This is a genomic window from Pigmentiphaga humi (assembly GCF_900606115.1).
Taxonomy (GTDB): Bacteria; Pseudomonadota; Gammaproteobacteria; order Burkholderiales; family Burkholderiaceae_B; genus Pigmentiphaga; species Pigmentiphaga humi.
Genome location: NZ_UWPJ01000010.1, coordinates 48,961 through 67,521, shown reverse-complemented (window position 1 = coordinate 67,521; position 18,561 = coordinate 48,961). Strand labels below are relative to the sequence as shown.

Below are 18,561 nucleotides of genomic sequence, written 5' to 3'. Positions count from 1 at the left end.
TCGCTCATGGGGCGGGCGGGGCGGCTGTTTCGGGAGCGGCTGCAGGCGCGGGCGCCGTTGCCGCGGGCGGCGCGGCGCGCAGTCGCTCGGGCAGGACGGTGTCGAGCCAGCCCTGCCGCCAGGCCAGGCCGGCCAGCACGACGACGACCAGCGCGATGCCTACGGTCCAGGCCTTGCCGTGGCGGTCGGCATAAGGATCGCGCAGGTTGCGCTTGGCATCCTGCGGGATGCGCGCCACCCGCGACAGCGAGCCGCCCAATTGGACGTTGATCTTCATCCGGCCGTTGATGGCCCAGCCGCTGGCATCGAGGATGGGGCCCAGGCTGCGCTGGCGCAGCTTGAGCCAGGCGATCAGCATGCTCGGCCCGGAAATGGCCAGCACCAGCCCCAGTATGGCCAGGGGAATCCACCAGCCCAGGTCGACGAACTTGCCGAACAAGGCCACCAGCACCGTACTGATGGAGCCCAGCGCCACGCCTATGGCGGCGACCGTGCCGACGTCCACCTTGGCCGGATTGGGCTTGGCCGCGGCGGCGGGGTCGGCCTGGTCGGCGGTGGCGACGTTGGTGGCGAGGGCGCTCAGCTTGCCCTGCGCCGCGGTGTCGCTGGCGGCGGCCCGCTTGGCGACCTGTTCTTCGATCATCCGCACGAATTTCTTGTACGGGGCGAAGAAGGCCTGGCCTATGCTGGTCGGGTTCTCGATGATCTTGACGATGGTGGCGTCCCAGTCGTTGCCCTGGCGGTCGTAGAACACGCCGTTGCGGCCGACGAACAGGAAGTCCACGTCGCCGGCCGTCATGGCCGCGACGATGGTCATCTTCCGGCCTTCGCGCGTGCAGTCGCAATACACCAGGTAGGCCTTGGCCAGCCCGGCGAGCGCGGCATGCTTGCCGGCGTCGTCCACCCGCACCGTCAGGTCGCAGCTGCGCGCATCGAGATAGAGCCTGCCGGCCTGGAAGATGGCGCCCTCGCGCCGGTAGAAATCCTTGAACGACACGAAGTTGTCGAGCAGGTGCGCCAGGTCGCGCTGGAAGCGCAGCAGCTTTTCCAGATCGGCCATGCGCGCGGTATGCGGTTCGATCTGCTGGTCGGCATCGAGCAGCGCCAGGACGGCGGCTTCGCTGCCATTGTCGAGCAGCGCGGCGACGTCGGTCACGGCGAGCGCATCCAGCTTGGTCGCTGGCTTGGCGGCCAGCCAGTCGCGGGCGGGGCCGAGCTTGGCCTGCAGGCGTCGCCAGTCGTCTTCGCTCAACGCGTCGGCAGCGCCCAGCAGCGGCTCGGCCGCCTGGGCGCGGAACGTGTCCATGGCCTGGGCCCATGCCGGATTCAGCCCGCTGCGCAGCGGCAGGGAGCGGCCCGGCGCGACCGCCGCCAGCGGCAGGTGGGCGATGCGGTCCGAACCCAGCGTCAGCGCTTCGCCGTAGAGCTGGCGGTACTCCTCGGCAGTGGGATTCAGCGCGGGCGCCGCCAGCGGATCGTAGGCGGCCAGCCGGCAGCGCGCGAAGAAGTCGTCGATCTTGGCCTGCACCGCATTGGCGGCCTGCACCGCATCGACGGTGGCGTCGCCCAGCGGCACGATGGAGGGATCGCCGGCCACGCGGTCGCGCCATTCGCGGATGGCGCGCGCTTCGGTGAAAAAGGCTTCGGTGCGGGCGCGGTCTATGCCGGGCTCGCCGCTCAGGTCGGCCTGGCTGCCGTGGGTGTCGATGATGCGCTGGATCGCGGCGCGCGCCGCGTCGTCTTCGGCGGTCGCGGGCGTGACGATGCCGTCGCCGTTGAAGCGCATCGCGGCCAGCAGGCGGCTGCGGTCGGCGACGTCGGCCAGGCTGATGCGCGTTTCCTGTTTGTCCAGCAGTTGCAGGATGCGGCCTGCTTCCTCGATCAGCAGCCGGCCTTCTTCGGTGTTGTCGGCGATGGCGTCCAGCGACAGCGTATCGCCGCCGCGCAGCAACTGGCCGGGGTCGCGCAGCCGTTCGCAGGCCCAGCGGCATGCGGCCAGCAGTTCGGGCGGCCGGATGCGGCCGTCGTGATCGCTATCGATGAGGTCCAGCGTGCGCGGATCGAATTCGATCCCGCGCGTCGGGCAGGCCAGCGCCACCCAGAGCTTCTGGTCGAGTTGGCCGAGCTTGCATATGTCCTCGCCGGAACGGATGGAGACCTGGTCGACGCCGCCGGCGCGAAAGAATTGCCAGGTATGTTCCATGAAAGTCGTCTCTCCTGAAGGTGATGGGTCCGCCTGCGGACGGATGCGCGGCGGCGCCACGCGCAAAGAGCGCAATTGTGGCGTGCCCGGAGAGGATTGTCCCGGCAAACAGGCGGCGGCTCGGCGGTGTTGATGGTTTTTTACTTTTACCATGCAAGGAAACGGCGCCAGGCGCTGGGCCTGGCGCCGTTCCTCGCGGGGAGGCCGCGTTCAGAGCAGGGACTGGCCGTACTGCAGGACCTGGTCGCAGACTTTTTCGGTGATCTGCTGCTTGAGGCTGCTGCCCCCGCCCAGTTCCACTTTCTTGCCGCTGTTGCCGCCGAGGATGCCGCTCAGGCCTTCCAGGTAGCCGGGATCGGACTTGGCCTGCTGTTCGCCGCCGAGCTTGCCCAGCAGCTTGTCCTTGATGGAAGCGGCGCCGCCGCCGAGGTAGTTGTTCTGCGCGCAGTAGGCCAGCACGCCGGTGATGTTGCCCGTGCCCACGGAGCCGAGCGACGGCAGGGAGGCTCCGCCCAGTCCGCCGAGCAGGGAGCCGCCGCTGCCCGAGGATTGCTGGCCATTGCCCAGGGCGCCCTTGATCGAATCCATGAGCTGCGCCTGCGCGGCGGGCATGCTGGCCGCGCAGCCCAGCAGCAGGATGGCCAGGGCCTGGCGTTTGATCGTGGACATCGAAACCTCCTTGGTGACGGAAACCCGCATGATGCGTCGGGACTTTGTGATGGTCGGTGTCCAAGCGTATCCCCATCGCGCCGAGCTGGCCAGCCCGAGCCCGCCGGCCTGCAGAGGCGGACGCCGCGCCGCGCCGGATGCTGACTGACAGCTGAAAAGCGCCATTTCCGCGCGCCGGGCCGCTGCTCTACACTGCCGGGTCGTGCCGCCGTTCCTCCTTTCGCTACGGATTCCGCATCGTGCCCCTTTCCGCTCCGCGGCTGACGCGCCGCCCGCTGGTCATCGCTTCGGTGATGGCTTCCATGTTCATGATCGCGATCGAAGCCACCATCGTGGCGACGGCCATGCCGCAGATCGCCGCGGACCTCGGCGGGCTCAGGCTCTATAGCTGGGTCTTCGCCTCGTTCCTGCTGACGCAGACGGCGATGACGGTGGTGTTCGGCAAGCTGTCGGACATCTACGGGCGCAGGCCCATGATGCTGACCGGCATCGCCGCGTTCCTGGTGGGCTCGATCGGCGCCGGCTTCGCCTGGTCCATGCCCTCGATGATCGTCTTCCGGCTGATCCAGGGCATAGGCGCCGGCGCGATACAGCCCGTGGGCATGACCATCGTGGGCGACCTCTATCCCGTGCACGAGCGCGGCAAGGTGCAGGGCTGGCTGGCCAGCGTCTGGGCCGTGTCGGCGGTGATGGGGCCGATGCTGGGCGCGTTGATCATCCACCAGTTCTCGTGGGCCTGGATTTTCTGGATGAACGTGCCGCTGGGCCTGGCCGCGGCCGCGGGCTTCGTCTATTTCCTGGACGAGACCGCCGAGCGCCAGCGCGTGTCGGTGGACGTGACGGGAGCGGTTTTGTTCTCGGCGGCGGTGGCCGCGCTGATGTTCGCATTGACCGACGCGGGCGACGGCCTGGTGTCGCGCGCCTGGACCGCGCTGGGCATATTCGCGGTGTGCCTGGTCCTGTTCGTCTGGCGCGAATTGCGCACCGAGCACCCCATCGTGTCGTTCGCGCTGTGGTCGCGCCGCGCGATTGCCGCCGCCAACGTATCCATGCTGCTGGGAAGCATGGTCATCATGGGGCTGACCACCTTCCTGCCCATGTACGTGCAGGGCGTGCAGCACCGCACGCCGGTAGTGGCGGGGCTGGCGCTGACCATGATCATGCTGGGCTGGCCGGTGGGTTCGACCGTCGTCACCAAGCTGTTCCCGCGCTACGGCCTGCGTCGCATGATGATCCTGGGCAGCCTGGTCGTGCCGCTGGGGTCCTGCGTCTTCCTGTTCCTGACGCCGCAGGGCACGCCGGTGCTGGCGGGCGTGGGCTCGCTGGTGGTCGGCCTGGGCATGGGCTTCATGGGCGTGTGTTCGCTGGTGCTGATCCAGGAAATCGTGCATGGCTCCGAGCGCGGCAGCGCGACCGCCTCGAACATCTTCGCGCGCAACCTCGGCAGCACGCTGGGCGCCACGGCGTTCGGCGCGGTGTTCAACTTCGGGCTGGCGCGCAGGGCCGGCGGAGAGGCGATCACGTCCGATCAGCTCAAGGAGGCCCTCGAATCGGGCGCCGGCGCCAGTCCGCTCGTGGAGCAGGCGATGCAGCATGCCCTGCACATGACGTTCTGGGCGGTCGCCATCATCGGCGTGCTGGTGGCGCTCACGATGGCCTGGATCCCGGCAACGGCGACCGCCATCGGCCGCAAGCAAGTACGGGGCTAAGGTTTGAAGGCGCCGATGAAGATGGCCGGATCGACCCGCGCGTCGTTGAGGCTGACGTTCCAGTGCAAGTGCGGGCCGGTGGCGCGGCCCGTCGCGCCCACGCGCCCGATCGGCGCGCCGCGCGCGAGCTCCTGGCCCACGGTCACGTCTATGCGCGACAGATGGCAGAACATGCTGACCAGTCCCTGGCCGTGGTCGACGAATACCGTCTTGCCGTTGAAGAAATAATCGCCGACCAGCACGACCCGTCCCGCGGCGGGCGCCTTGACCGGCGTGCCGGCCGGCACCGCGAAGTCCAGCCCCGAATGCGGGTTGCGCGGCTGGCCATTGAAGAAGCGGCGCAGGCCGAACGGGCTGGACAGCCTGCCGCCTTCCACGGGCCGGTCTAGCAGCACGTTGCTCGGCCCTTCGGGGCGGAAGGCCCGGTAGGCGGTGGATTGCTCGGCGGATTCTTTTTCGATGCGAGCCAGATCCGCAGGGTTGGGGTCGACCTGGCGCTGGTTCTTCAGCCGGATGTGCTGGGCGACATAGGTCTTGCTGCGCACGGTGAAATCGGCCTGCCGGGCCTGCCGGGCCTGCGCGCCCTGGCCGATGGCCAGTTGCTGCGTGCCGGGCCGCGCGTCGAGCGGGATGCCGACCACGGCGATCCAGCCGCCGCTTTCCTGGCGCAGCACCATGACGCGGCGCTCGCGGTAGGTGGCCACCGGAGCCGTGGGCGCTTGTCCCAGCGGTACGACGGCCACGCCGCCGGGAACGGGCTTGTCCAGCAGCCGGGTGATGAAGTCTTGGGCATGGGCGAGCGGCGCGGCTAGGCCGAGGGCCGCCGCCAAAGGCAGGCAGGAGAGTCGCAAGAGCATGGAGTATGTCGGATGCAGGCGGTGGAGCAGGATGGTGCGGCCATTATTTTGCGTGCGGCGGGTTCGGGGCAAGGAAGCGCTGCAACAAAGTGCGACGCACCCGGGGAGGCTGTGGCCTATGCGTATCGGAAGAAATCTAAGCTTATTTCTTTAAGTAATTAAAATTAGTTTCTAAATCGAAATAAAATATAAAAACACATCGCATATTGCTTCTTCCGAGGTTCCCCGAATCATGAAACGCGTTCTTGCAAGGCTTGCCCTGACGCTGGGCCTGGCCACCGCGGCCGCCCAATCCGCTTCCGCGGCGCCGCTCGAAATCGGCTATCTGCCCATCCTGCCGGCCGCGCAGCTGTTCATCACCCTCGAACAGCACGCCTTGCCCGCCGAAGCCGGCGCGCCCAAGCTGGTGCAGTTCCAGAGCGGCCCGGCGCTGGTGCAGGCGCTGCTGGCGGGCCAGCTCGACATCGCCTATGTCGGCATCGGCCCCGCGCTGGTCGCGCGCGGCAAAGGCGCGAACATCAAGGTGGTGGCGTCCAACATCGTCGAGCAGGTCAGCTTCGTCGCCATGGGCGATCTCGCGCCGTATTTCGCGTCGGGCGACGCCGCCACGGCTTTCGCCCGGTTCGCCAAGGACAAGGGCCGCCAGCCGGTCATCGCCAGCTATCCCAAGGGCGCGGTGCCCGAGGCGGCGCTGCAGTACTGGCTGCGCAACCGCATCAAGGTCGAGCCGTCGTCCTTCAAGCTGATCTACCAGGGCGAGGCCCAGATGCAGCAGACGCTGTTGACCGGCGCGGTCGATGGCGCCGTCATTCTCGAGCCCACGGTGACCACGGTGTTGAGCAAGGCCCCCAAGGCGCGAGTGGTGGCGCGCGGTTCGGACCTGTTTCCCAAACAGCCCGGCGCAGTGCTGCTGGTGCGCGAGAAGCTGATCAACGAACAGCCCGCGCTGGTCCGTTCCCTGGTGGCGGCGCACGTCGCGGCCACGCGCCTGCTGGACACCGATCCCGCCAAGGCCGCGCCCATGGTGCAGAAGTACGTCGGCGGCGGGCGCCTGCCGCTGGACCTGGTGCAAAAGTCCATCGTCAATTCCAAGGGCCAGTTCGAGGCCGACCCCAACGCCATCATCGCCGCCACGCTGGTGCTGCAGAAGTTCCAGGCCGATACCGGCACGCTGGAAGGGCCGGCGGTGGACGTCGCCAAGCTGTTCGATACGCGCTTCTACGACGAAGTCGCGGGCAAGCCGGCCACCCAGGGCAAGCGCTGATACCGTTCGAACGATGATCGCCAAGTTGCCTGGATTGCCGGTCCGCATCGCTTGCGGTGTGGCCGGCGTCATTATTTTCGTCTTGCTGTGGAAGGCCGCGGGCGTGTTCGAATGGGTCAACCCGGGCACCCTGCCGGACCCCTTCGAATTGCCGCATGCCTTCGTTCAGGAATGGAGCTCGGGCCGCCTGCTGCCCGCGGTCGGTTCCAGCCTCATCCATTATTTCTGGGGCCTGGGCGCCGGCACGGCGCTGGGCATCCTGGTCGGGCTCGCCGCGGCCACGGCGCGCTGGTTCGACCTGCTGCAGGCCTACCTGGCGCGCATCCTGCGTCCGATCCCGCCGCTGGCGTGGGTGGTCTTCGCCATCGCCTGGTTCAAGGTCAGCCACGCCGGCGCGGCCTTCGTGATCGCCATCGGCGTGTTCTGGGTGAACTACTTCGCCACCTACAGCGCGGTGCGCAACGTCGATCCGCGCTTCTACGAACTGGCGCGCAGCTTCGGCCAGGGCAGCTACTGGCAGCGCGCGCTCAGCATCACCTTGCCGGCCATCGCGCCGGGAACGCTGGCCGGGGTGCGCACCGGCATCGGCCAGGCCTGGATGACGCTGATCGCGGCCGAACTGCTGGGCGTGCCGGGCATGGGCCAGGAAATGAATGCCGCGGCCGGGGTGGGCGCCTACGACGCGGTCGTGGTCTACATGCTGGCGATTTCGCTGGTCTATGCGCTGAGCGACCTGGTCTACGCGCAAGTGGAAAAGAGGGTGCTGTCATGGCGGCCGTGATCGAATTCAAAGGGCTGGCCTACCGCCATCCCGGCGCGGCCGCGCCGGTGATCCAGGGGCTCGACCTGGACATCCAGGCTGGCGAGTTCCTCGCGGTCGTGGGCGGCTCGGGCGTGGGCAAGTCCACCTTGCTGAGGACCGCCGCGGGCCTGATCGAGCCGGCTTCCGGAGAGGTGGACTTGCGCCTGCCGGTGCGCGCCGGCAGGCGCCGCCGCGCAGTGGTGTTCCAGGACGGCCGGCTGCTGCCTTGGCGCACGGTGGCCGGCAATGTGGCCTACGGGCTGGAAACTCTGGGCATAGACAAGCGGGAACTGCGCGCGCGCGTGGCCGAGGCGCTGCAGTTGACGGGCCTGTCTGAACTGGCCGGGCGCTGGCCGCACCAGCTCTCGGGCGGGCAGGTGCAGCGCGTGGGCATCGCCCGGGCGCTGGCGGTCAAGCCCGACATCCTGCTGATGGACGAGCCCTTCAGCGCGGTCGATGCGCTGACCCGCCGGCACTTGCAGGCCGAGCTGCTGCGCATCTGGCAGGCCACGCGCGCGGCCATCATGTTCGTTACCCATGACATCGAGGAAGCGGTATTCCTGGCCGACCGCGTCATCGTGCTGGGCGGCCGGCCCGCCAATATCGTGGAAAATCTGTCCATCGGCCTGCCGCGCCCGCGCGACCGCGGCGATGCCGAGTTCGGCCACCTGGTGTCGCACCTTTCTGACCAGTTGGGCTTTGCTTGAGATGATCCGCCTGCTTATCCATGCTCCCACGCCTGCCGCCCTCGAACGCGCGCGGCGCAACCTGGCCAACCTGAAGAAAGCCGATCCGTCTGCGCAAGTGGAACTGGTCGTCAACGCGGGCGCGGTGGCGGCCGCGCTCGACCAGCCGGACGCCACCGATGCGCATCTGCGCGTGTGCGGCAATACGCTGGCCGCCACGGGCAGGCAGGCGCCGGCGGGCGTGTCCGTCGTGGACGCTGCGGTATTGCACCTGGCGCGCCGGCAGGCCGAGGGATGGGCCTATATGCGCGCCTGAGCGCGTGCAGGCAGGCCCATGCGGCGCCTGGCGCGATGGGCCGAGCCGTTGCGGACCGCCCAGCGCAGGACGGGCGCGATCGCGTGGACCGACCGCTCGACGGCCCGGCGGCGCCACGGGCCTTGCTCCAGGCCCAGCATGGCCGAGGCCCAGTCGGGCAGCAGTCCGATGCCGGCCTGCATCATGATCCGGCTCACGGGCCTGGCCGTGACGCTGACCGCGGGAGGGTGGTCCAGCAGGATGCGCGAGATTTCGCGCGTGCGGTCGCTGCAGGCCAGCTGCGAGCGCATGCGCGCGATATAGGCCGCGACTTCGGCGCGCGAGCGCGGCACCGCGCGGGCGCCCAGCCGATATGCGATCAGCGATATCTCATCGTAGTAGCGGTCCTGCTCGGCGCCGGGCAGCCCCGGGTCGAGGTAGCGCAGGTGCGCCGCCAGGAAGCTGCTGACTTCCGCCACGTGGACCCAGGTCAGCAGGTCGGGGTCGTCGGCTGCGTACGGGGTGCCGTCGGGGGCGGCGCCGCGCACCTGTTCATGGATGCCGCGCACGCGGGCGATGAGCCGCTCCGCATCCGCCGCGCTGCCGTAGGTGGTGCCGGAAATGAACTGGCCGGTGCGCCGCAGCCGGCCCAGCATGTCCTGGCGGAAGTTGGAGTGGTCCCAGACGCCGGCCAGCGCGAGCGGATGCAGCATCTGCAGCATCAGCGCGGCGATGCCGCCGACCAGCATGGACGTGAAGTCGCCATGCACGCGCCAGGCGGCCGAATCCGGGCCGAACAGCCCCGGATCGCCGGCGGGCTGCTCGAAATCGATTCCGCCCAGGGCCAGGCCGGTCAGGCCCAGCACCTGCGCTTCGATGCGTTCACGTATCACGCCGGGACCCTGCGGACCAGGAGCGCGGCGTCGTACAGGCGGCCCGCCGTGGCGGCAGGCAGGCGCGCGGGGAAGGGGGAGTCGATGGGCATGCGCGGATTTTGACAGGTCGGCGCGCGCCGCGCATCCCGGCGCCGGCGCAGGCGAACCGCCGGCCGGGTTCGGATGGCCGCGGCGCGTCCTCTCCGGGTAGAATCGCGGCATGCGCCGGCTTCTTCTCATCCTGCTCGCTCTCGTCATGCCCTTCCAGGCCGCCTGGGCGGCAGCCGCGTCCTATTGCGAGCACGAGTCCGGCGTGACGGTGCAGCGCCACTTCGGCCACCACGACCATGCCCACGAGCCGGATGCCGGAGCGGGCGGCGCGCTGTCCGGCCATCCCGATTGCGCCGTCTGCCATGCGGTCGCGCTGAAGGCGGTCGTGGGCGGCTTGCCCGAACTGGCCCCGCAGCCGGTCGTGCGGCACCATGTTTCCGCGCCGCCGCCGTTCCTGGCGCCCGCGCCTGTCTTCCCGCCTGAACGCCCCCAGTGGGCGGCGTCCGTCTAGTCGTCTTCTCCTCTTTCGACTATCGCTCGTTTCCGGCGCCGCCGTACGCGGCAGCGCCGGGATGACCGACGCATTCCAGGTGCAATCCGATGTCCAGAATCGCATGGCCATTCATGGTGGCCGTCGTCGCGTGCGGCCAGGCCGCCGCCCAATCCCTGCCGGCCCCCGGGCTGCCGGCGCCCCCTCCGATGCATGAAGCCCCTGCCGCGCCGCCGGCCGCCGGCGGCGGGCTGCTGACGCTCGACGCCGCGCTGGCCCGCACGGCCGAACGCAGCCCGCTGCTGGCGGCCGCTCGCAAAGAGGTCGAGGCGCTGCAAGGGGGTATCGTCCAGGCCGGCGTGCGCCCCAATCCGGAACTGGCGATCAGCGTCGAGGACACGCGCCGGGACACCCGCACGACCGCGGCGCAGGTCGGCATTCCCATCGAGCTGGGCGGCAAGCGCCAGGCCAGGATCGTCGCCGCCGAGCGGGCGCGGACGGTGGCCGAGGCGGACCTGGTCAGCCAGCAGGCGGCCCTGCGCGCGGCGACGGTCGCGGCGTTCTTCGACGTGCTGGTGGCGCAGGAGGCCCTGGCCCTGGCGCGCGGCGCGCGGGAAGTCGCAGTCCGCGCGGTGGACATCGCGGCCAAGCGCGTCGCTGCCGGCAAGGTGCCGCCGCTGGAAGAAGACCGCGCGCGCGTCGAGCAGGCCAATGCCGAACTGGACATCGAGGCGGCGCGGAGCCGGCTGATGCAGGCCCGGCAGGGGCTAGGCGCCCTGTGGGACGAGCGCGATCCTGGCTTCGGGACCGCAGCCGGCGACCTGGAGACGCTGCCGCAGCGGCCGCCCGCCGACGAGTTGCTGCGGCAATTGGAGCAGGCGCCGGACCTGGCGGGCAGCCGGCTCGAGATCGAACGCCGCGAGGCGGTGAAGGATCTCGAGCGCAGCAAGCAGTATCCCGACGTGCGGCTCACGGCCGGGACCCAGCGCAACAACGAGCTGGGGCGCAACCAGGCGTTGATCGGAATCGCCATTCCTCTGCCTTTGTTCGATCGCAACCAGGGCAACGTGTACGAGGCCACGGTGCGCGCCGACCAAGCGCGCGACATGCATCGGGCGCTGGCGGCACGGCTGGCGCGCGATCTGGAGCAGGCCTCGTCGCGCCTGGCGCTGGCGCGCGGCAGCGCCGAAACCCTGCGCCATACGGTGATGCCCGCGGCGAACCGCGCCTACGACGCCGCCACGCGCGGCTTCGAAGCGGGCAAGTTCGGCTTCCTCGACGTGCTCGACGCCCAGCGCACTTTGTTCCAGGCGCGTCTGCGCCACCTGGCCGTCGTGGCCGATACCTACCAGGCCGCAGTCGAGATCGACCGCATCCTGGGCCGCTGAGAGCGAACGATCATGTCGATTTCCAAGAAGCAATGGGCCGCCATGGCGGCCATCGTCCTGGGCGGCGCGCTCGCGGTCGCCGCCGTGCTGCTGCCTGCCGGCCACGAGGACCACGATCATGCCAACCCGGAGCAGGCAGAAGGCCACGCGGAAAGCCGGCTGGTGAAGCTGACCGACGCGCAAGCCGCCGAGGCGGGCATAAGAGTGGCGCGGGCGGGGCCGGGCGTACTGCGCCCGAGCAGCGAATTCCCCGGGGAGATCCGCTTCAACGAGGACCGGACGGCCCATGTCGTGCCCCGGGTAGCCGGCGTGGTGGAGGCCGTGCCGGTGGACCTGGGCCAGCAAGTGCGCAAGGGCCAGGTGCTGGCGGTCATGGCCAGTACCGCGCTGTCGGACCTGCGCAGCGAACTGCATTCGGCGCGCAAGCGGCTGGAACTGGCGGAGCAGACCTACGAGCGCGAAGCGCGGCTCTGGCGCGAGCGCGTGTCGGCCGAGCAGGACTACCTGCAAGCCCGCGCCGCACGCGAAGAGGCGCGCATCGCCGCGCAGAACGCGGCGCAGAAGCTGCGCGCCATCGGCGCCGACGAGGCCGCGCCGGCATTGAACCAGTATGCCCTGCGCGCGCCGTTCGACGGCACGGTCGTGGAAAAACACATGTCGCTGGGCGAAGCCATGAGCGATACCGCCACGGTGTTCACCATCGCGGATATGGGCACGGTATGGGCCGAGTTCATCGTGGCTCCGCAGGACCTCGCCGCGGTGCGCGTGGGGGAGCGCGTGACGATTTCGTCGTCGGCGCTGAACGAGACGGCACAGGGCGAGGTGTCCTACGTCGGGCCGCTGCTGGGCGCGCAGACGCGCACGGCCACCGCGCGCGTGATCCTGCGCAATCCGCGCATGGCGTGGCGTCCCGGTCTGTTCATCACCGTCAGGGTGCTGCGGCCCGAAGAGGCGGTGGCCGTGGCGGTGCCGGCGTCGGCGCTCCAGGCCATGGGCGAGCACCGCGTGGTGTTCGCCGCCGTGCCGGGCGGCTTCGAGGCGCGCGAGGTCAGGACCGGCCGCCGCGATGCGGAGTACGTCGAAGTGCTGGAGGGCCTGGAGCCTGGCACCGGCTATGCGCAGACGAATACTTTCCTGCTCAAGGCAGAGCTGGGCAAGGCCGCGGTCGAGCATAACCACTGAGGAAGGGGCCCCCGTACGCGCTGACGCGCGCCCCCCAGGGGGCGGCACTGGCGGACCGGCGAAGCCGGATCCGCTGTGCCCGGGGTCGAGGTGACTGATTACGGGAATATCTTCTATGTTTGAACGGATCATTCGGTTCGCGATCGACCAGCGCTGGCTGGTAATGCTGGTGGTGGCGGGCATGGCGGCGGTAGGAGGCTACAGCTATACGCGGCTGTCCATCGATGCCGTGCCGGACATTACCAATGTGCAAGTGCAGGTGAACACGGCGGCGCCGGGCTATTCGCCGCTGGAGACGGAACAGCGCATCACCTATCCGGTGGAGACCGCGATGGCGGGCCTGCCCGGACTGCAGCAGACGCGCTCGCTGTCGCGCTACGGGCTGTCGCAGGTCACGGTGATATTCCGCGACGGGACCGACATCTACTTCGCGCGCCAGCTCGTCAACCAGCGCATCCAGGAAGCGCGCGAAGCCCTGCCGCCGGGAGCGGCGCCGGCGCTCGGCCCGATCTCCACCGGCCTGGGCGAAATCTACATGTGGACGGTCGAGGCCGAGCCCGGCGCGCGCAAGGGGGACGGCACGCCCTACACGCTGGCCGACCTGCGCGAGATCCAGGACTGGGTGGTGCGGCCGCAGCTGCGCACCGTACCGGGAGTGACCGAGGTCAACACCATAGGCGGCTATGCCAGGGAGTTCCTGGTCGCGCCGAACCTGGAGCGCATGGCCGCCTACGGCCTGACGCTGGCCGACGTGGTGGCCGCGCTCGAGCGCAACAACGTCAACGTCGGCGCAGGCTACATCGAGCGCGGCGGCGAACAATACCTGGTGCGGGCGCCCGGCCAGGTGGGCTCCATGGACGACATCCGCGACATCATCGTCAGCCAGGCTCAGGGACAGCCGGTGCGGGTGCGCGACATCGCCGGCGTCGAACTGGGGCGCGAGCTGCGCACCGGCGCGGCGACCGAGAACGGCAGGGAGGCCGTGATCGGAACGGTGTTCATGCTGATCGGCGAGAACAGCCGCGAGGTGGCGCGCGCCGCGCACGCGCGGCTGGCGCAGGTGAACCGGACGCTGCCGCCCGGCGTCAAGGCGGTGACCATCTACGACCGGACCGACCTGGTCGACAAGGCCATCGCCACGGTCAAGAAGAACCTGCTGGAGGGCGCGATCCTGGTGATCGCCGTGCTGTTCCTGTTTCTCGGCAACCTGCGGGCGGCGGTGATCACCGCGCTGGTGATCCCGCTGTCCATGCTGTTCACCTTCACCGGCATGGTCGGCTACAAGGTCAGCGCCAACCTGATGAGCCTGGGAGCGCTGGATTTCGGCATCATCGTCGACGGCGCGGTGGTCATCGTGGAGAACTGCGTACGCCGGCTGGCCCACGCGCAGGCGCACGCCGGCCGGCCCCTGACGCGCGCCGAGCGCTTCGAGGAGGTCTACGCCGCGGCGCGCGAAGCCCGGCGGCCGCTGATATACGGCCAGTTGATCATCATGATCGTCTACCTGCCGATCTTTGCGCTGACCGGGGTGGAGGGCCGCATGTTCCATCCCATGGCGACGACGGTGGTGCTGGCGCTGCTGGGCGCGATGATCCTCTCCGTGACCTTCGTGCCGGCTGCCGTCGCGCTGCTCCTGGACGGGCCGGTGCAAGAGAAGGAGAACCGCCTGATGGCGGCGGCGCGCCGGCTCTACGAACCGCTGCTCGGCAGGGCGCTGGCCAACACGCCGGTAGTGATGACCTTCGGCGCGGTCGCCGTGGCGTTCGCGCTGGCGCTGTCCACGCGCCTGGGCGCGGAGTTCATTCCCAACCTGGATGAAGGCGATATCGCCGTACAGGCGCTGCGCATTCCCGGCACCAGCCTGAGCCAGGCCGTCGCCATGCAAGAGGAACTGGAGCGGCAGATCGACAAGGTGCCCGAGGTCGCGCGGGTCTTCGCCAAGATCGGCACCGCCGAGATCGCCTCCGACCCGATGCCGCCCAACGTGGCCGACACCTACATCATGCTCAGGCCGCAAGCCGAATGGCCCGAACCGCGCCGTTCACACGCCGAGGTCGCGGCGGCGATCGAGGCTGTCGTCGAAGGCGTGCCGGGCAGCGGCTACGAGTTCACCCAGCCCATCCAGATGCGCTTCAACGAGTTGATCTCGGGCGTGCGCAGCGACGTCGCGGTCAAGGTGTTCGGCGACGACATGGCGCGGCTCGAGCAGACCGCGGGCGACATTGCCGCGGTGCTGGCGCGCCTGCCCGGCGCCGAGGCGGTCAAGGTGGAACAGACCACCGGCCTGCCCATGCTGACCATCGAGGTGGACAGGCAGAAGGCGGCCCGCTATGGCGTAAGCCTGGCCGAAGTGCAGGAGACCATCGCCACCGCGGTGGGCGGCCGCCAGGCCGGCATTTATTTCCAGGGCGACCGCCGTTTCGACATCCTGGTGCGCCTGCCCGACGAGGTGCGCGGCGACATCGAGGCCCTCAGGCGCCTGCCGGTGGCGCTGCCCAAGGGGGAGGGGCAGTCCCGCGTGGCCTTCGTGCCGCTGATGGAACTGGCCCGCTTCGAACTGGCGCCGGGCCCGAACCAGATCAGCCGCGAGGACGGCAAGCGGCGCGTGGTCGTCAGCGCCAACGTGCGCGGGCGCGACCTGGGGTCGTTCGTGTCCGAGGCGCAGGAACGCATCGATGCGTCGGTGCGCGTCCCGCCCGGCTACTGGATCTCGTGGGGCGGCACTTTCGAGCAGCTGCAATCGGCCGCCGAGCGGCTGCAGTGGGTGGTGCCGGCCGCGCTGCTGCTGGTATTCCTCCTGCTGTTCGCCATGTTCGGCAATGTGCGCGATGGCCTGATCGTGTTCACCGGCATTCCGTTCGCGCTGACCGGCGGCATGCTGGCGTTGTGGCTGCGCGGCATCCCGCTGTCGATCTCGGCGGCGGTCGGGTTCATCGCGCTGTCGGGCGTGGCGGTGCTCAATGGCCTGGTCATGCTGTCGTTCATCCGCGCGCTGCGGGCCGACGGGCTGGCGCTGGACGAGGCGGTCCGGCAGGGCGCCTCCGCGCGCCTGCGCCCGGTGCTGATGACTGCCCTGGTGGCGTCGCTGGGATTCGTGCCGATGGCGCTCGCCACGGCCACCGGCGCCGAGGTCCAGCGGCCGCTGGCGACCGTGGTGATCGGCGGGATCATCTCATCGACGGCGCTCACGCTGCTGGTGCTGCCCGTGCTGTACCGCTGGGCGCACGGCCGGACGGCCGGCTAGGCAAGGCGCCGGCCCGCCGCTCAGTTCGCCAGCCTGGCGAGCTCCACGGTGATGTGGGTGGCACAGGTCGTGATCCGGGCGATGGCGGCGGTCTCGTCCGCCGGTTCGGATCCGTCCAGCTCGCGGACCAGCGTCACCGCGCCGACCACGTGGCGGCCGTCGTTGAAGATGGGGGCGGCGATGCCGACCACGCCCGCGTCGATTTCTTCGCGGGAGACGTAGAAGCCGTTCTTGCGGATGCGCTGGTAATGCGCGCGCAAGGCGGGCCAGTCCGGCGCGATGTGCGCGACCGCCGGATCGTCGTGGTGGCGTTCGTACAGCTGTTTCAGGCGCGTGCTGCTCAAGTGGGCCAGGATGACCGCGGGCGCCGCGCCGCGGAACAGCGGCATGACGCGGCCCCGTTCCAGGCTCATCGCCGCGGGCTTGCCGCTCGCCTCGTGGTGGCTGTGCACGATCTCGTCGCCATAGATGCCGCACAGCACCACGGTCGCGCCGGTCTGCTCCGCCAGCGCCCGCATGCGCGGCCGGCTGGCCTGGAGGATGGGCTCGGAACGGCGGATGCGGTAGTCCAGCGCGATGATCTTGGCGCCCAGGGCGTAGCGGCCGGCCAGCTTGGCCAGCAGGCCGGTCTCGCACAGCTGTTTGACGTAGCGGAACGCCGTCGGGCGCGAGATCGCCAGCAGGTCGGCGATCTCCTCGGCGGCCAGCGTGGGACGACTGGCCGAGAACAGGTCGAGGACCTGCAGGACTTTGGCGACCTGGGACATACGGCTCAGAAGTCGGCGGCGATCTTGCGCCGGGTCCACTCCACGATGGTGTCCATGCACTGCTCCAGCTCTTCGGGTTGGCCCAGATAGTAGTGCGTGGCGCCCATGATGCGCACGTACTCCTTGTCCGGCGTGCCCAGCGCCTCGTGGATGATGGGATTGTGCGTGGCCGGCACGGCGTCGTCGGCCTCGTTCTCGATCTGCAGCACCGGCACCTTGCGGATGCGCGCGGCGTTCACCGGCCCCTTGATGTTGGAATGGTCGTACGACCATTGCGACAGCCAGCTGCGCAGCGTGCTGAAGCGCGCCAGCCCCGCCGGCCCGGAGTTGACCACGCGCGGGTCGCCCAGGTAGCACCAGTCGGGGCGGCGGCCGTTGGGGTCGATCGAGGTGTCGAACCAGCGCACGTCGCACATGGTGCGGTGGACCACGAATCCGCGTTCGCGTTCACCTTGGGGCGAGCGCGACAGCTTGTCCAGCATGTCCAGCGCCCAGTTGCTGATGCGCCGGTTGCGGGCGAGCTGGGCCTGCCGGAACGCGGCGACGAAGTCGGCGCTGTAGCGCGGTTGGTTGGGACAGTCGGGGGCGTAGATGTCCAGTTCGAGGTCGCGGTCGTCGGGATCCAGCTCGTTGCGGACGGACGGGTCCAGCCACTCGGTCAGGGTCTCGGGGCGGCTCAGGTGCGCGGCGATGAAAATGATGCCGTCGGCCGGCTGCAGGCCCGCCGCGGTCAGGTCGTAGGGATCGCCGGCCGGGGTCTGGGTGATGGAGGGCGATTCCGCCTGGGCCTGGTAGAACAGCGACAGCGCGCCGCCGCCCGACCAGCCGACCAGCACCACTTTTTCGTAGCCCAGGTCTTCGCGGGCGTGGCGCATGTAAGCGCCGAGGTCGGCGGCGACTTTTTCCATGATCAGCGCCGAATCGTTCTTGGCATACCGGCTGCCGCAGCACATCACGTGCATGCCCGCCTCGGCGAGCGCGACCGGCATGGGCAGCAACTGCAGGGTGGAGGCGGGATGCATGAACAGGAACAGCACCTTGGAGGGCTTGTTCCTGGGGATCAGACGCTGGCCTTCGAGCACGGTGTAGCCCTGGCTGCCGTTGAAGCCATAGGTTTCCACCATGCCCACGGGTTCGCGGAACTGCAGGATGACGGGGATACGGTCGAAAGCGTGCTTGGCGGGCTCGGACATGGAGCGGTCTCCGGAATAGGGGAAAAACGGGTGCAAGCCGGCGCGCCGTGGCTTGGCACGGCGCGCCGCGGGGCTTGCGCGGAATTCGGTGGAACGGCGGGCGCGGCTTAGTGGCGCGCGGCCTCGGCCTTGGCGCGGACCCAATCGGCCAGTTGCGCGTGCGCCTCGGCCTTGTAGGCATCGAGCGTGGCCTGCGGCGCGGTGCGGGTGGTCAGTTCCAGCCGGATGCCGTTGGGGTCGAAGAAATAAATGGAGTGCACGAAACCGTGGTCCGTGACGCCGACCACCTTCACGTCGGCTTGCTCCAGGCGTTTCCTGGCCTCGAGCAGCTCGGCTTCGGACTCGACCTGCAGCGCGATGTGGTTGACCCAGTCGGGCGTGTTGGCCGAAGGCTCGGCGATCTGGTTGTCGCCCAGGTCGAAGAAGGCCATGTACGAGCCGTCGCGCATTTCGAAGAATACGTGCACGTAGGGGCAGTATTCCCCCGTGCTGGGAACGCGCTCGGCGCGTATCACGTGGACCAGCGGCAGGCCCAGCAGGTCTTCGTAGAAATGCCGGGTTTCTTCGGCATCGCGGCAGCGGTAGGCGTAGTGGTGCAGGCCCTGTACGGGAATAGAGGTGGCCGTCATGGTGTCTCCTTGTGCTGCCCGCGGCTGCGGGCCGGACGAGATAGGGATATCGCGTGGGAGCCAGTGTAAAGCAGTTGATTTCAAAAGTATCAGTTTTAGATACTTTTGTTTTTTATCGGGCAATCGATTTTCCCGATCAATCGATGTCGCGCCCAAAAGGGCCGGAACGCCCGGAACCGCGCCGCTCCTGCGATAATGCCGGCCTGGGAGCGCCCGGCCGGGCATCCATGCAAGGGAGACGCCCAGCTCGGGGCCAG

The 18,561-nt window shown here is 69.3% G+C and carries 16 protein-coding genes; 9 read left to right on the top strand and 7 right to left on the bottom strand.

The genetic code is table 11. The features are described from left to right. Positions 1–4: 4 nt before the first annotated feature. Together PIGHUM_RS05965 and PIGHUM_RS05960 are read right to left on the bottom strand one after the other, a co-directional pair. A complete protein-coding gene (locus PIGHUM_RS05965) occupies positions 5–2,203 on the bottom strand; it encodes a hypothetical protein (protein WP_124078480.1) in 2,199 nt (732 codons plus the stop codon). A 210-nt stretch (positions 2,204–2,413) separates the two neighbouring features. Then, on the bottom strand, positions 2,414–2,872 hold the full coding sequence (locus tag PIGHUM_RS05960; RefSeq protein ID WP_187697758.1) for a DUF2501 domain-containing protein: 459 nt from the start codon (positions 2,870–2,872) through the stop codon (positions 2,414–2,416). Between the two features lie 293 nt (positions 2,873–3,165). Here PIGHUM_RS05960 and PIGHUM_RS05955 point away from each other — a divergent pair, with 293 nt between their 5' ends. Further along, positions 3,166–4,581: an MFS transporter gene (locus PIGHUM_RS05955; protein WP_124078484.1), complete on the top strand. Its 1,416-nt coding sequence runs from the start codon at positions 3,166–3,168 to the stop codon at positions 4,579–4,581. Here PIGHUM_RS05955 and PIGHUM_RS05950 read toward each other — a convergent pair. Continuing rightward, entirely contained in the window at positions 4,578–5,438 is an 861-nt protein-coding gene (locus tag PIGHUM_RS05950; protein WP_124078478.1) for a peptidoglycan DD-metalloendopeptidase family protein, read from the bottom strand. The two genes, PIGHUM_RS05955 and PIGHUM_RS05950, sit on opposite strands and share 4 nt — an antisense overlap. Positions 5,439–5,670: 232 nt before the next feature. On the opposite strand from PIGHUM_RS05950, the gene PIGHUM_RS05945 reads away from it, so the two are divergent. The 4 genes from PIGHUM_RS05945 to PIGHUM_RS05930 are packed head-to-tail and all read left to right on the top strand — an operon-like array spanning position 5,671 to position 8,506. After that, the gene (locus tag PIGHUM_RS05945; RefSeq protein ID WP_187697757.1) at positions 5,671–6,702 is read left to right on the top strand and encodes an ABC transporter substrate-binding protein; all 1,032 of its coding nucleotides are present in this window, start codon (positions 5,671–5,673) and stop codon (positions 6,700–6,702) included. 13 nt (positions 6,703–6,715) lie between these two features. After that, positions 6,716–7,483, top strand: a complete 768-nt coding sequence (locus PIGHUM_RS05940) for an ABC transporter permease (protein WP_124078476.1) — start codon at positions 6,716–6,718, stop codon at positions 7,481–7,483. Next, complete coding sequence (locus PIGHUM_RS05935; RefSeq protein ID WP_124078475.1) at positions 7,471–8,211, top strand: ABC transporter ATP-binding protein; 741 nt, start codon at positions 7,471–7,473, stop codon at positions 8,209–8,211. Before PIGHUM_RS05940 ends, PIGHUM_RS05935 begins: the two co-directional genes overlap by 13 nt. 1 nt (position 8,212) lies before the next feature. Beyond that, the gene (locus tag PIGHUM_RS05930) at positions 8,213–8,506 is read left to right on the top strand and encodes a DsrE family protein (protein ID WP_124078474.1); all 294 of its coding nucleotides are present in this window, start codon (positions 8,213–8,215) and stop codon (positions 8,504–8,506) included. Here the strand turns inward: PIGHUM_RS05930 and PIGHUM_RS05925 are convergent. Further along, positions 8,491–9,378, bottom strand: coding sequence for an oxygenase MpaB family protein (locus PIGHUM_RS05925; RefSeq protein ID WP_246012951.1), 888 nt, complete (start codon positions 9,376–9,378; stop codon positions 8,491–8,493). The genes PIGHUM_RS05930 and PIGHUM_RS05925 overlap by 16 nt on opposite strands. A 202-nt stretch (positions 9,379–9,580) precedes the next feature. Here PIGHUM_RS05925 and PIGHUM_RS05920 point away from each other — a divergent pair, with 202 nt between their 5' ends. From PIGHUM_RS05920 to PIGHUM_RS05905, 4 genes are all read left to right on the top strand, one after another. After that, on the top strand, positions 9,581–9,922 hold the full coding sequence (locus PIGHUM_RS05920; protein WP_124078472.1) for a hypothetical protein: 342 nt from the start codon (positions 9,581–9,583) through the stop codon (positions 9,920–9,922). Positions 9,923–10,011: 89 nt separating this feature from the next. Beyond that, the gene (locus PIGHUM_RS05915) at positions 10,012–11,289 is read left to right on the top strand and encodes a TolC family protein (RefSeq protein WP_124078471.1); all 1,278 of its coding nucleotides are present in this window, start codon (positions 10,012–10,014) and stop codon (positions 11,287–11,289) included. A 12-nt stretch (positions 11,290–11,301) separates the two neighbouring features. Further along, complete coding sequence (locus PIGHUM_RS05910; RefSeq protein ID WP_124078470.1) at positions 11,302–12,471, top strand: efflux RND transporter periplasmic adaptor subunit; 1,170 nt, start codon at positions 11,302–11,304, stop codon at positions 12,469–12,471. Positions 12,472–12,586: 115 nt separating this feature from the next. Further along, positions 12,587–15,715 carry a CusA/CzcA family heavy metal efflux RND transporter gene (locus PIGHUM_RS05905; RefSeq protein WP_124078469.1) on the top strand — a complete coding sequence of 1,043 codons (3,129 nt, stop codon included), beginning with the start codon at positions 12,587–12,589 and terminating at the stop codon, positions 15,713–15,715. Between the two features lie 20 nt (positions 15,716–15,735). Here the strand turns inward: PIGHUM_RS05905 and PIGHUM_RS05900 are convergent, their stop codons facing one another. From PIGHUM_RS05900 to PIGHUM_RS05890, 3 genes are all read right to left on the bottom strand, one after another. Then, positions 15,736–16,482, bottom strand: a complete 747-nt coding sequence (locus PIGHUM_RS05900; RefSeq protein WP_124078468.1) for an IclR family transcriptional regulator — start codon at positions 16,480–16,482, stop codon at positions 15,736–15,738. Between the two features lie 5 nt (positions 16,483–16,487). After that, positions 16,488–17,675 carry an alpha/beta hydrolase family protein gene (locus PIGHUM_RS05895; protein ID WP_124078467.1) on the bottom strand — a complete coding sequence of 396 codons (1,188 nt, stop codon included), beginning with the start codon at positions 17,673–17,675 and terminating at the stop codon, positions 16,488–16,490. Positions 17,676–17,782: 107 nt separating this feature from the next. Further along, a complete protein-coding gene (locus PIGHUM_RS05890) occupies positions 17,783–18,304 on the bottom strand; it encodes a VOC family protein (RefSeq protein ID WP_124078466.1) in 522 nt (173 codons plus the stop codon). Positions 18,305–18,561 lie beyond the last annotated feature (257 nt).

Coding starts and splice junctions, on each gene's coding strand:
- PIGHUM_RS05965 (WP_124078480.1), bottom strand. CDS start 2,203: ATGGAACATACCTGGCAATTCTTTCGCGCCGGCGGCGTCGACCAGGTC.
- PIGHUM_RS05960 (WP_187697758.1), bottom strand. CDS start 2,872: ATGTCCACGATCAAACGCCAGGCCCTGGCCATCCTGCTGCTGGGCTGC.
- PIGHUM_RS05955 (WP_124078484.1), top strand. CDS start 3,166: ATGGCTTCCATGTTCATGATCGCGATCGAAGCCACCATCGTGGCGACG.
- PIGHUM_RS05950 (WP_124078478.1), bottom strand. CDS start 5,438: ATGCTCTTGCGACTCTCCTGCCTGCCTTTGGCGGCGGCCCTCGGCCTA.
- PIGHUM_RS05945 (WP_187697757.1), top strand. CDS start 5,671: ATGAAACGCGTTCTTGCAAGGCTTGCCCTGACGCTGGGCCTGGCCACC.
- PIGHUM_RS05940 (WP_124078476.1), top strand. CDS start 6,716: ATGATCGCCAAGTTGCCTGGATTGCCGGTCCGCATCGCTTGCGGTGTG.
- PIGHUM_RS05935 (WP_124078475.1), top strand. CDS start 7,471: ATGGCGGCCGTGATCGAATTCAAAGGGCTGGCCTACCGCCATCCCGGC.
- PIGHUM_RS05930 (WP_124078474.1), top strand. CDS start 8,213: ATGATCCGCCTGCTTATCCATGCTCCCACGCCTGCCGCCCTCGAACGC.
- PIGHUM_RS05920 (WP_124078472.1), top strand. CDS start 9,581: ATGCGCCGGCTTCTTCTCATCCTGCTCGCTCTCGTCATGCCCTTCCAG.
- PIGHUM_RS05915 (WP_124078471.1), top strand. CDS start 10,012: ATGTCCAGAATCGCATGGCCATTCATGGTGGCCGTCGTCGCGTGCGGC.
- PIGHUM_RS05910 (WP_124078470.1), top strand. CDS start 11,302: ATGTCGATTTCCAAGAAGCAATGGGCCGCCATGGCGGCCATCGTCCTG.
- PIGHUM_RS05905 (WP_124078469.1), top strand. CDS start 12,587: ATGTTTGAACGGATCATTCGGTTCGCGATCGACCAGCGCTGGCTGGTA.
- PIGHUM_RS05900 (WP_124078468.1), bottom strand. CDS start 16,482: ATGTCCCAGGTCGCCAAAGTCCTGCAGGTCCTCGACCTGTTCTCGGCC.
- PIGHUM_RS05895 (WP_124078467.1), bottom strand. CDS start 17,675: ATGTCCGAGCCCGCCAAGCACGCTTTCGACCGTATCCCCGTCATCCTG.
- PIGHUM_RS05890 (WP_124078466.1), bottom strand. CDS start 18,304: ATGACGGCCACCTCTATTCCCGTACAGGGCCTGCACCACTACGCCTAC.